The organism is Colwellia sp. RE-S-Sl-9, assembly GCF_048296855.1.
Classification (GTDB): domain Bacteria; phylum Pseudomonadota; class Gammaproteobacteria; order Enterobacterales; family Alteromonadaceae; genus Pseudocolwellia.
In genome coordinates this window covers 3,607,632-3,620,534 of record NZ_CP182631.1, presented here as the reverse complement: position 1 = coordinate 3,620,534, position 12,903 = coordinate 3,607,632, and the positions used below count along the sequence as shown (strand labels likewise).

9 protein-coding genes and 1 pseudogene are annotated in these 12,903 nt (G+C 35.6%); 2 read left to right on the top strand and 8 right to left on the bottom strand.

Annotation, left to right across the window (positions count from 1 at the left end; translation table 11 throughout):
* The first annotated feature begins 29 nt into the window (after positions 1-29).
* Positions 30-1,181, top strand: coding sequence for an acetylornithine deacetylase (gene argE / locus ACM9HF_RS15585; protein ID WP_473610937.1), 1,152 nt, complete (start codon positions 30-32; stop codon positions 1,179-1,181).
* 48 nt (positions 1,182-1,229) lie between these two features.
* Here argE and ACM9HF_RS15580 read toward each other — a convergent pair whose 3' ends face one another.
* The 3 genes from ACM9HF_RS15580 to metB all read right to left on the bottom strand — a co-directional run bounded on the left by ACM9HF_RS15580 (position 1,230) and on the right by metB (position 6,362).
* The gene (locus ACM9HF_RS15580) at positions 1,230-2,621 is read right to left on the bottom strand and encodes a hypothetical protein (RefSeq protein ID WP_473610935.1); all 1,392 of its coding nucleotides are present in this window, start codon (positions 2,619-2,621) and stop codon (positions 1,230-1,232) included.
* Between the two features lie 87 nt (positions 2,622-2,708).
* Positions 2,709-5,177, bottom strand: coding sequence for a bifunctional aspartate kinase/homoserine dehydrogenase II (gene metL, locus ACM9HF_RS15575; RefSeq protein ID WP_473610932.1), 2,469 nt, complete (start codon positions 5,175-5,177; stop codon positions 2,709-2,711).
* 27 nt (positions 5,178-5,204) lie between these two features.
* Positions 5,205-6,362, bottom strand: a complete 1,158-nt coding sequence (metB, locus tag ACM9HF_RS15570) for a cystathionine gamma-synthase (protein WP_473610929.1) — start codon at positions 6,360-6,362, stop codon at positions 5,205-5,207.
* A gap of 205 nt (positions 6,363-6,567) precedes the next feature.
* Here metB and metJ point away from each other — a divergent pair, with 205 nt between their 5' ends.
* The gene (metJ, locus tag ACM9HF_RS15565) at positions 6,568-6,897 is read left to right on the top strand and encodes a met regulon transcriptional regulator MetJ (RefSeq protein ID WP_077338895.1); all 330 of its coding nucleotides are present in this window, start codon (positions 6,568-6,570) and stop codon (positions 6,895-6,897) included.
* A 9-nt stretch (positions 6,898-6,906) separates the two neighbouring features.
* Here the strand turns inward: metJ and ACM9HF_RS15560 are convergent, their stop codons facing one another.
* The 5 genes and pseudogenes from ACM9HF_RS15560 to hflK all read right to left on the bottom strand — a co-directional run bounded on the left by ACM9HF_RS15560 (position 6,907) and on the right by hflK (position 12,902).
* Positions 6,907-7,320: a hypothetical protein gene (locus tag ACM9HF_RS15560; protein WP_473610923.1), complete on the bottom strand. Its 414-nt coding sequence runs from the start codon at positions 7,318-7,320 to the stop codon at positions 6,907-6,909.
* 178 nt (positions 7,321-7,498) lie between these two features.
* Positions 7,499-8,741: pseudogene (locus tag ACM9HF_RS15555) on the bottom strand (malic enzyme-like NAD(P)-binding protein).
* 369 nt (positions 8,742-9,110) lie between these two features.
* The gene (locus tag ACM9HF_RS15550) at positions 9,111-10,409 is read right to left on the bottom strand and encodes an adenylosuccinate synthase (RefSeq protein ID WP_473610919.1); all 1,299 of its coding nucleotides are present in this window, start codon (positions 10,407-10,409) and stop codon (positions 9,111-9,113) included.
* Positions 10,410-10,868: 459 nt separating this feature from the next.
* A complete protein-coding gene (hflC, locus tag ACM9HF_RS15545) occupies positions 10,869-11,753 on the bottom strand; it encodes a protease modulator HflC (RefSeq protein WP_473610916.1) in 885 nt (294 codons plus the stop codon).
* 3 nt (positions 11,754-11,756) lie between these two features.
* Positions 11,757-12,902 carry an FtsH protease activity modulator HflK gene (hflK, locus tag ACM9HF_RS15540; RefSeq protein ID WP_473610913.1) on the bottom strand — a complete coding sequence of 382 codons (1,146 nt, stop codon included), beginning with the start codon at positions 12,900-12,902 and terminating at the stop codon, positions 11,757-11,759.
* Position 12,903: the final 1 nt, after the last annotated feature.

Here is a 12,903-nt window from a genome sequence, read left to right as displayed (position 1 = left end):
ACCCAAAAATAACTTTTGAGACGAATAGTATGAAAAATCTACCTAATTTTACGACTGCACTTCGAGAATTAATCTCAAGCCCATCTATTAGCTCGAGTCAAGAAAGTTGGGATCAAGGAAATAAGGAAATAATTCATTTATTATCTGGCTGGTTTGAATCTTTAGGTTTCAGCATTAGTATTCAAAAAGTGCCCAATACTCGTGATAAATATAATTTATTGGCAAAACTAGGTTCAGGAGAAGGTGGATTATTACTTGCTGGCCACAGTGACACGGTTCCTTTTGATGAAAACAGATGGCAATCCGACCCTTTTTCAATTATAGAAAAAGACAATAAATTTTTTGGTTTAGGCACTTGTGATATGAAAGGCTTCTTCGCTTTTATTTTACAAGCATGTAAAGACTTAGATGCTAAAACCCTTAAAAAGCCTTTATATGTCTTAGCTACCGCAGATGAAGAAACTACCATGGCTGGCGCACGTTTTTTCTCACAAAACCAAGAGATCAAACCTGATGTCGCTATTATTGGAGAGCCTACTAATTTAGTGCCTATTATTATGCATAAAGGACATATGTCCCACCGAATAAGTGTTGAAGGTCAGTCGGGCCACTCAAGTAAACCAAGCTTAGGTGTAAATGCGATTGAAATAATGTATCAAGTTATTGGTACCCTACTCACCTTAAAAGAAAGTCTGGCGTTAAATTATAGTAATACGGCATTTGATGTATCTGCTCCTACACTGAATATGGGCGCTATTAAAGGCGGTGATAATTCTAACCGTATATGCGGACACTGTGATTTAGATATAGATATGCGTTCATTACCGGGTATGACAGATGATGAATTAATAACCTGTTTAACTGACGCACTAAAACCTTTAGCTGAGAAATACCCTGGAAGAATTACGATTAATGAACTGCACCCGAGCTCACCTAGCTTTGAACAAACTCAGCCGAGTGATTTAATTGAGTCTGCCGAACATTTTTCAGGGCATAAATGCTGTGCTGTAAATTACGCAACTGAAGCTCCTTTTATTCAAGAATTAGGTTGTCAAACCATCGTTATGGGGCCAGGTTCAATAGACCAAGCACATCAACCTAACGAATTTTTAGCATTATCTGAAATAACAAAAACAGAAGAATTACTGATTAATATGATCAAAAAGTACTGCTTAAAATAGAAAATTGACACGGTAATAATGATAAGTACGACTTATCCCTGATTTGACTTACTTATTCCATAATTTTTGATGAGCTGGCATTGAAAAGTATTCATTTGCCGACCAACAGCGAGGAATTAGATCAAGTGTTTTTCGTTCTGCATAATTTGACGATAATAAAGCTAATATTTCATATAATCTTTCTTTGCTCATTGTGTTGAGTTTTTCAACAGCCATAGGAAAATGTAAATTACGCTCTTTAGGCACAATAATGTCTTGCCCAAAGTTAATAAAGGCCAAATTTCGAGTGGCTGTTCTACAAATGGGTAACTCTGGATCTTCTGGATATAACATTTTCACAATGGCATATTCATAGGAGTATTTTATTTCCCCTTGAAAGTTCTCAACAATGTAAGTGACTCCATAACCTAAAGGAAAAATCCCTGTTATAGTACGTAACGCATCAACAACTAAGTGATAACAAATTCCCTTTTCCGCATTTTTATAGAGCACCTGATAGACTTTAGGCAAGAGCTTATAATCATATTTAGGTTTTGTAGAGAGGATGATTGATGTGTAAATTTGAGGAACTTTAAGTAAATTGCCTATGCCTTTTTTAGGATTAATGCTTGCTTTCAATAATCCTTTAATAAAAAGTAATTTACGCTTTTCCGTTTCGTTAAAAGCATCACGAACTTCTTTTAAATTCCCTACATACTTTGCTACACCAATACCTTCAACAAGATATTTAACTGTTTCTCGGTAATTGATTTGAAGTAATTTTCTTCTATCTTCCAAATCTAGCATTCTAAATGGGTTTTTAGTACCGTTTGTCCCTTTTAGTATAAGTTGCGCTTCAGGATGATTATTACCAATATCTTGTAACAATGCAGCTTTAACTAACGGTATTTTAACTTCATCAACAAACCTTTTATAAGCAACGGCATCAATCAATGAAAAGCGCTGATATTGAAGAGGGGATAAATTAGCTAAGCGCTCTTTAATATAAGGTTCGGTAATCGCATTATCAATACATAGTCGATCGAGTAATCTTAGGCATAACACTGCTTTATATAAAGGCTTATTTAACTCGTTAGATAGTGCAACCTTACTCCCTTCACTCGGACTAAGAAGCTGAATGGTAGCAAGTAATTGAGAAGATTTACGGTTATCTTCTACGAAACTTTCTCCTTCACATAATGCAATAATATCTCGGCAAAGAGTGTCTAAGTGTTCATGCCTTTGTTCTCGTTCTAACTCTCTAAGTTCAAGCTCTTTACACGCTTTAGTACCTGACTTTATTTTAGGTTCCTCTTGCCCCTGAGAAGGACTCAGCTGAGCAAAGAAATCAATAGCTCGGTCAAGCATAGATTCTTTTTTATAACTTTTACCAAAAATTTGTCGAGAGAGTTCTTTAACACTTTTGGTAAAGTTTGTATCTTGAGTATGCTTTAAAGACATGGCTTACAAAATAACTTCAAATATTTACAATACATTAAGACTAGTAAATATTTGAAAAGAGACAAGTAAATTAACTTATTATTCACTTTACAAAGCAATCCCTTTTAATTTAACTTGCTGTTGTTTATGCATAAGCTGTTTACAAATAATCGCTAAATCTGAGTGTAATCCTGCTGCTGTAACATCTCTCCCAGCCCCTGCGCCCCGAATAATTAAAGGATTATCTTTATAGCATTGGCTAACAATCTTAAAAATATTATCGCAAGGGGTAAGATTAGCAAAAGCATCTGTTTTAGGGAGCACTTCTAAACTGACTTTGGCTTTAATATTGGCTTGATTATCATTTTCACAAACAAACGATGCTACATAACGTATACAAGCATTTTTACTATTGGCGTCTTTCAGTTTATCTGCAAAATAAGTATCAAGCTGCTCGGCTTTACTAAGAAATTCTTCGGTGGTTAAGTGCTGTAAATGTTCGGGGACTAAATTTTGGCAATCTATGTCATCAAGCGAAAGTTCAAAACCAGCTAAACGGGCTAGAATTAATAACTTACGTTGTACATCTCTACCTGATAAGTCTTCACGAGGATCGGGTTCGGTTATCCCTTGTGCTAATGCTGATTTTAGTAATTCAGAAAAAGGCACGGAGCCATCATAAGTTTCAAATAACCAAGAAAGAGTACCTGAAAAGATACCCGAGATTTCTTGAATAGAATCACCACACTCTAATAAATTTGCAATAGCAAAGTTAACAGGTAACCCTGCACCAACGGTCGTATTTCCTAACCATAAGCTATGATGTTTTTTAGCCGTACTCACTAATTTATTATACTGAGATGTCGAAGACGACGCGGCCCATTTATTAGCACCAATAACATGAATACCTTGTTCAAAAAAATCTTGATATAACAAGCTAAAAGTTTCACTTGGTGTTATATCTACAACAATCAGTTCATCATAGGGATGATTAGCTAGCCACGAAAGTAAATTATCCTGATCATAAGGTTTAGCCTCACTTTCATACAGAGATAAGGCTTGAGTCACATCGATCCCGTCACTTTTAATTAATGCTTTTTTAGACGTGATCAAACCGACTACATGAACATTTTCAAGTGCAGGAATACGATCAACTTGCGCAGGTAACATCTCTAAAAAACGTGCTCCAATGTTACCCAACCCAGCAATAACGACACCAATATGACGAGCATCTTTTGTTATGTCGTGATGAATGTTATTCACCATTTCTCCACTACATACCTGAGGTAAAATAGAAATTAAGCTATGCTCATTAGTAGAACTAACAATATGTATAGGCTGGTATTTTTTCAATGCCCGTTTAAATCTCGCTTTTACATCACCATGTTTAGATACTTCATGCCCTACCACGGCTAAAATTGAAACAGGAGTAAATGACACTTCCGTATCATGACTTGCTAACCACTGACTTAATGCCTTTTGTTTGTCTTGTGTAATAACAACAAAACCAGTACTGATATCTGAACAAATTGCAGAAAACTGTTTGATGGCTAACTCACCATACGATCCAGTTAAGCTAGTAGATTGAGCTAAAATTAAATCATTAAGATAAGTGACTGAAAGTTCAGATTTAGCAATTTGACCAAATCGTCCTATTTCAGTACCACTTGTATGAGGATCATAACTACTCGCTATATGTAAATGCGTACTATGATTTTCAAGGGGTTGTAACGTTTTAGCATGTAATACTGGATTACCTAGTCGTCCTAGTTCTTTGGCAACACCATTAGGTAAGCGGTGTAATTTTCTTGCTAGCGGAACAATACGAGGATCAGCACTATAAATGCCATCAACATCTGTCCAAAGAGTCACGTTTAATGCCCCCACTAACGAAGCAACAATAGTAGCCGAGTAATCACTGCCATTTCGACCTAATGTACAGTTTTCTCCAGCTGCATTTTTAGCGATATAACCAGTTATTACAGCTAATTGTTTAGTTTGTAATAAGGTATTAAATTGCTGATGACTTAAGGTATCGTCTACTACACAATTTTGATCATTATTTACCACAAGAAAATCGCGCGAATCAATATAATAACTTGCACATACGCGCTCATTTAGTACCGCAGATAATAAACGTGCTGACCACACTTCACCAAGCGCAAGTATATTCGCTTCATTTTTTTCTACGTGATTAAGGTCAGTATGAACAACCCAGCCTTTTAACGCCTCAATATCTTGAGCCAGTAATTGCTCCAAATGACTTACATGGCTTGATACTAAACTCTTAATTAAAGACAATTGAGCCTTTTGCAACGCAACAATAGAATCATTTAACGCTGCTGACGATTCAACGGCTTGCTGATATATAGCCACTAGCGCATCAGTTGTTTTTCCATTAGCTGAAACCACAACAAAATCATTTAGCTTACAATGATTTTTAATAATGTTAACGACACGTTCTATACACTCAACATTAGCCAAACTACTGCCACCAAATTTGTGCACATGTACAGCGTGTTTAGCTAATTGATTTTTTTCACTAACTAATTGTTCAATATCATTTACTGAGTTCATATTTACCAACATCAATTGTGTTTATTCTTATTTTTGTGAAGCTAAAAGGCCTTGCGATAAATCAGCGATTAAGTCGTCTACGTCTTCTATCCCAACAGAAACCCGCACTAACGACTGAGTAATACCCGCTTCTAATTGAGCTGATATTTCCATTCCTGCATGTGTCATAGTCGATGGGTGACTAATTAAACTTTCCACACCACCTAAAGATTGAGCTAGCGTAAACATATTAAGATTTTTAAAGAGTTTTTTTACAGACTCAACACCGCCTTTAACTTCAAAGCTCATCATTGCGCCAAAACTAGCTTGCTGTTTTTTAGCAATATCATGACCAGGATGATCAGGTAAACCTGGATAATAAACCGCATCAACAGCATCGTGTTCATTTAAAAACACAGCCACTTTAGCTGCATTAATTTGATGCTGCTTCATTCTTACAGGTAATGTTTTTAAGCCTCTTAATGCTAAGTAACTATCGAAAGGAGATCCCGTTATACCTATACAATTTGCCCACCAAGCTAATTCATCGCCTAAAGCTTCATCTTTTGTTATTAACACGCCACCCACCACATCACTATGACCATTAATGTATTTAGTGGTTGAATGAAACACAATATCAGCACCTAAAAGCAAAGGTTTTTGTAAAAGAGGAGACATAAAAGTATTATCGACGGCAACAAGTGCACCTACAGCGTGTGCTGCTTTGGTGACTTTCTCGATATCCACAATACGTAATAATGGATTACTCGGTGATTCAATCAGTACTAATTTAGGTTTTTGTTTAAGGGCTTCAGCTAAAGCATTTTCATCGTTTTGATCAACAATAATTAACTTAAAATTGCCTTTTTTTGCTAGATGCGTGAATAATCGGTAACTACCACCATAACAATCATGTGGTACAACAAGTACATCATCTGTGCATAATAATTGACAAATAAGGTGTACAGCTGCCATACCTGTGCTTGTTACAACGCCTTTTGTACCTTCTTCTAACTCAACAACCGCTTCTGCAAAAGTAGAGCGTGTTGGGTTTCCGGTACGTGAATAATCATAATCACGCTTTTCATTGAAGCCTTTTAGAGCATAGGTACTTGCTAAATGTATTGCAGGCACTACACCGACGTGTTGCTTGTCACTACGAATACCAGCTCTTGCCGCTATTGTTGCCATACTTTTCTTAGTCATTTGAGACTCCAGCTAGGTATAATTTTAAATAGATGTTTAGATGTCTAAAACTCTAAACGGTTTACTAAACTTGGTCAAGAAATTTTAGACATCTAAACTTCTACACATTCGTTATTGACTCAGCGCCCACAAACAGTAAAATTAGTGAATTAGTGTCTGTTGATATTGTTCAATCAGATATTCCATATTAAAGGGTAAGTAATTTATGGCAGAGTGGAATGACGAGTATATTAATCCATACGCCGAACACGGGAAAAAAAGTGAACAAGTAAAAAAGATCACCGTTTCTATTCCTTTACGTGTTCTTAAGGTCTTAACTGATGAGAGAACTCGTCGACAGGTTAATAATCTTCGCCATGCTACTAATAGCGAATTATTATGCGAAGCCTTTTTACATGCTTTTACCGGCCAACCTTTACCTGATGATAACGATTTAGCTAAAGACAATACTGAAAAACTACCTGCTAGCGTTCGTAAAATATTAGAGGCTAAAGGTATTACAGACTTTAGTGCTTATGAAACTGAAGACGATTAATTCATAAATTTATGAAGGCAAGGTTAACAACCCTTGTTTTTCAGCAATCTCATTAATCACTTTTTTTACTTTCATTGTAATGTAGCCTGATAATATTTTAGGCTCTTTATCTAATAACTCTATTTCTGATTCAGTGATCGCAACAAAACAGCTTATATCTTTGTTGTTAACATAAATCATAACATCATCTGCAACTTCAATTTTATCACCTATCCTTTCAATAGATACTTGTTGTAAATATTCATCATTTTTTTCTATATAAAACTGAATAGTTAAAACGTTATTTTCATCCTCATACCAACCTGCCGCTAATGTTTGAAAATTAACATGCGCTTCTTGTTTATTAATAATGCCCTTTAATTTGACATAATGAGCTAATAACTTTTCGCTAGCCGTAATACTTATTGGTAGGTCGTCTTCCATCAATTTTCACTTTAAATAAAAACAAGATCTTAATTATATACCCGTTACTATTCAAGATGCAGGTTCAGTGGAAACTAAAAAGGGCTTTAGCCCTTCTTTAATATAATCATTATGTAAGATAATCTGAACTCTGGTTAAGATCTCAAATTCACAACACAAATAACGATATAACTGATAATTAGAGCATGTAATTATCAGGTAATTCTAAAGCGGCTACACCTGAATCTATCGCTGCTTGTGCCACAGCTCGCGCTACATTTGCACATAAACGCGGGTCCATAGGTTTAGGTATAATATATTCTTTACCAAATACTAAATTCTTCACGCCACTAGCAACCAAAACTTCTTGTGAAACTTCTTCTTTTGCTAATGATTCTGATTGCATGAACCGCTGCTATTTTCATTTCATCATTAATCGTTCTTGCACGAACATCTAAAGCTCCACGAAAGATAAAAGGGAAACACAAAACGTTATTAACTTGATTTGGATAGTCCGAACGACCCGTAGCAATAATAAGGTCATCTCTTGTGGCATGTGCTAGCTCAGGTTTTATCTCAGGATCTGGGTTTGAACACGCAAAAATAACGGGGTTTGGCCCCATCAATTTTACATGCTCAGCCGATAATAAATTGGGTCCAGAAACCCCAACAAAAACATCAGCCCCTTCTATGGCATCCTCTAATGTTCTTTTATCGGTATTATTAGCGAAAAGTTTTTTATATTCATTTAAATCGTCACGGCGAGTATGCACAATACCTTTAGTGTCGAGCATGTAAATTTTTTCACGTTGAGCTCCACACTTAATCAATAATTCCATACAGGCAATAGCAGCAGCCCCCGCCCCCATACAAACTATATTTGCAGACTTTATATCTTTACCTTGAATTTCTAGCGCATTAATCATACCTGCGGCTGTAACGATTGCTGTGCCGTGTTGGTCATCATGAAAGACAGGAATTTTGCAACGTTCAATTAATGCTTTTTCAATTACAAAACATTCTGGCGCTTTAATATCTTCTAAATTAATTCCGCCGAAACTATCAGCAATATTAGCGACAGTATTAATGAACTCTTCAACTGTATTGTGTTTAACTTCAATATCGAAAGAATTGATATTAGCAAAACGTTTAAACAGAAGAGACTTCCCTTCCATTACAGGCTTCGAGGCCATAGGACCTAGATTACCTAAACCTAAAATAGCTGTACCGTTAGTAATAACAGCAACTGAATTTCCTTTGCCAGTGTACTTATATACATCATCAGGATTATTCGCAATTTCCCTAACAGGCTCAGCCACACCGGGGCTATACGCTAACGACAAATCTAAACTTGTTTCAGCGGGTGTAGTTAATTCAACACTAATTTTCCCTGGTGTTGGAAATTGATGATAATCGAGAGCTTGCTGGCGGAAATCTGTCATGGTTGCATCCTAATACATAAAAGGTAAGGTGTAATACTTCACATTAAAGAACAAATTATACGAATTATGACTCATTCTTAATGACACAACAAAATAACATGAAACTCTTGCTTTTGCTTTGTATTTTAAATAGTTTTTGACTATATAAAATACTTAGATGCTCTATTAAAAACTAAAGTATTAACAAACAAACAGAATTATTAGGTAATCGAGTATGTAAAGATACAGGTGGACAAACATTATAATAAAAAATTTTATAATAATAGTCGTAGTGTAGCTTGATGAATAACGATTTAGTTAAAAAGGAAATATTAGCAGGCAATAAAAAAGCCACTTAAAAAGTGGCTTCAATCAAAAGGAACTTATTAGTTACTCGTCAAACGGATTAACTAAAATAATAGTTTCATTACGATCAGGTCCCGTAGAAATAATATCAACTGGGACACCTGTTACTTCTTCAATACGCTTGATATAAGCAATGGCGTTAGCTGGAAGGTTTTCACGTTGAGTTACACCTGCTGTTTTTTCACTCCAACCAGAAAGTGTTTCATATACAGGAGTGATTTCTTCATAACCTTCGGCAGCTGTAGGAGAAACCGTAATAATTTCACCGTTTGGTTTTTTATAACCAGTACAAATTTTTAGTTCTTTTAAGCCATCTAAAACATCAAGCTTTGTTAAACAAAAACCTGTAATACTATTAATTTGCACTGCACGGTGCATAGCAACAGCATCAAACCAACCACAACGACGCTCACGTCCAGTAGTGGCACCAAACTCATGACCTACTGTACCTAAGTGTTCACCAATTTCATCGTCTAATTCTGTAGGGAATGGACCTGAACCAACACGTGTTGTGTAAGCTTTAGTAATACCTAAAATATAATCAAGATTACGAGGACCAAAACCACAACCAGTAGAAACACCACCCGCCGTTGTATTTGATGAAGTTACATAAGGGTAAGTACCATGATCAATATCTAAGAGAGTACCTTGAGCCCCTTCAAACATAATAGACTCGCCCGCTTTGCGAGATTGATCTAAAAGTTCAGGAATATCGGCAATCATTCCAATAATAATTTCACGAACGGCAAGAGCATCAGCAAGTACTTCTTCGTAACTTACCGCATCAACTTTATAATATTGCGTTAATGCAAAATTATGGTATTCCATAATTTCTTTAAGTTTTGCAGCAAATGTTTCTGTATTAATTAGATCGCCAACACGTAAACCTCGACGCGCAACTTTATCTTCATATGCTGGCCCAATACCACGACCTGTAGTACCGATTGGTTTATTACCACGAGCAATTTCACGCGCTGCATCTAATGCATTGTGATAAGGAAGAATTAAAGGACAAGCGTCACTAATTAATAAACGCTCTCTTACCGGTACACCACGTTCTTCTAACATGCTAATTTCGGTCATTAATGCTTTCGGACATAAAACAACACCATTACCAATTAAGCATTTTACGTTTTCACGTAATACACCAGAAGGAATTAAATGTAATACGGTTTTTTGACCGTCAATTACCAAAGTATGACCAGCATTGTGCCCACCTTGATAACGAACTACGTATTTAGCTTTATCTGTAAGTAAGTCAACTACCTTACCTTTACCTTCGTCACCCCATTGAGTGCCTAGAACTACAACGTTTTTACCCATGTTAGAAAATTTTTAATAGAAAAAATTAGGCGAGGATTCTATCAAATATGAAATGACAGTCCAAGTACTAAATACGGCTTTTCATTGAGTTTATAAAATATACAAATCAATATTTATTGGCGCTCTCAATTATAGCTTTTAAATTTAGTAAGTTAGGTATGAAGCCGCAATGCATTAGTGGTTCTATTTATTTAACTACTCAAAGATAAAAGCAGCAATTAAAAGTATGATCGCTTAAATATTCAATGAGTGTTCTTATATTTACGCTATTCGTCAACATGAATATTTGGATTTAACTTTGAAGGGTAATATTTATTTAAGCTGTTTTAACTTACTACTGAAACACTATATGAATAGTGATTATTGTATATATTTATTATCAGTAATTTAAAATAGGTAGAAACGATAAGGCCATGAATAAATCATGGCCTTAAAAAATACTAGCTAAAAGTTAAAGTATTATTTAGCTGCTGCAGGATTTTTTAAATAATGAAAGAAATCACTGTCTGGTTTTATCACCATAATATCATTCTTACTATTAAAGCTGTTTTCATATGCTTCTAAACTTCTAAAAAACTTATAAAAGTCTGCATCTTTAGTATATGCATCAGAATATACTTTAGCAGCTAAAGCATCACCACTACCTCTAATTTCAAACGAGTTCTTTTGAGCTTCAGCTAACATTACTGTTACTTTAGCGTCAATCGTTGCACGAATAATTTCAGATTGCTCTTGGCCTTGTGAGCGATGCTCTTTAGCTACAGCTGTTCGTTCAGCACGCATACGGTCATATATTGAAGCACTTACTTCGGCAGGTAAATTTATTGCCTTAATTCGTACGTCAATCACTTCTATACCCAGATCTTCTCTACTACTTTTGGCACTAACAAGTGCTTTTTCCATAATAGAATCTCGGTCACCTGAAACAATTTCTTTAATCGTTCGAGAACCAAATTCAGTTCTTAAACCATTATTTACTTTTTGTTTTAATAGTGCTCTCGCATTATCAATAGAACCTGTTGTACGTAGGTAGTAAGTTGAAAAATCAACAATTCGCCACTTAACAAATGAATCAACAATTACATCTTTCTTTTCAGAAGTAACAAAGCGGTCTGCGCCTTCATCAAGTGTTTGTATACGAGCATCAATTTTTTTAACGGTGTTGATGAATGGGTACTTTAAGTGAAGTCCTGGATCATATACAAGCATATCTCCAGTCGTCGAGTCTCGTTTAATTTTTGAAAATTCAAATACGATACCACGCTGTCCTTCTGATACAACAAACACTGAAGAAACAGTCAGCAAAAATAATGCTGCAACAATAGCAATAATAAAGTTTTTCATCGCTTAGTTTCTCCCACTGTTAAATCTATCAGCTCGATTACTATTAGTAGTCGTTGACGAGCTAGTTGATATAGGCTGCTGAATATTAGGTTGTGACGTTACGCTATTAGACTGCGATGATTGGTTTTGGATTATTTTATCCAATGGTAAATACATCATGTTATTACCACCATCTACATCAACCATAACTTTACTCGTATTAGCGTATACTTTTTCCATAGTGGCAAGATACATACGTTCTCTAGTAACCACTGGAGCCGCCTGATATTCAGGAAGTAATTTATTAAATTTAGCTACATCACCTTCTGCATCTAATACAATTTGTTCTTTATAAGCTAATGCTTCTTGTTCCATACGTTTCACTCGACCACGAGCTCTTGGTTCAATACCACGAGCATAAGCTTCGGCTTCACGTAAATATCGAACTTCATCTTCCTGAGCAGATATTGCATCATCAAATGCATCTTTAACTTCTTCAGGTGGACGAGCATCCTTAAAGTTAACATCTACAACAATTAAACCAAGGTTATAAGGTTCGATAATTTCTTCTAGTTCTTTCCAAACAGCTTGTCTTACGACTTCACGGCCACTTGTTAAAACATCATCCATTTTGGCATGACCTACAACATATCGTAATGCACTATCTAAGGATTGACTTAAGCTGTCGTCAGCATTTGTAACACTGAAAATATAATTACGTGCATTAACTACACGATATTGTATTTGCATTTCAACACGAACAACATTTTCATCTTGCGTAAGCATAAAACCTGAAGCTGGTAAGTTTCTAGTTGTTTGAATATCAACAGGTATGACTTTATCGATAAATGTCCATTTCCAACGAAGGCCAGGCTCCACATTACCGGTATATTGACCAAATCGTAAAACAATCCCCTGCTCTGCTTCTTTAATGGTGTAAAAACCACTAAATACATAAACAAGAATCGCAACAATAAGAGCAATACTAATACCTATACTAGAAAAGTTTTTACTGGCCTTTCCACCATTTGATGAATTACCACCAAATATTCCGCCAAATTTATTACCTAAATCTTTAAACAAATCGTCTAAATCAGGTGGACCTTGATTTTTTCCACCTTTATTTTTCCAGGGGTCTTTATCATTATTCCCCGGTTCATTCCAAGCCATG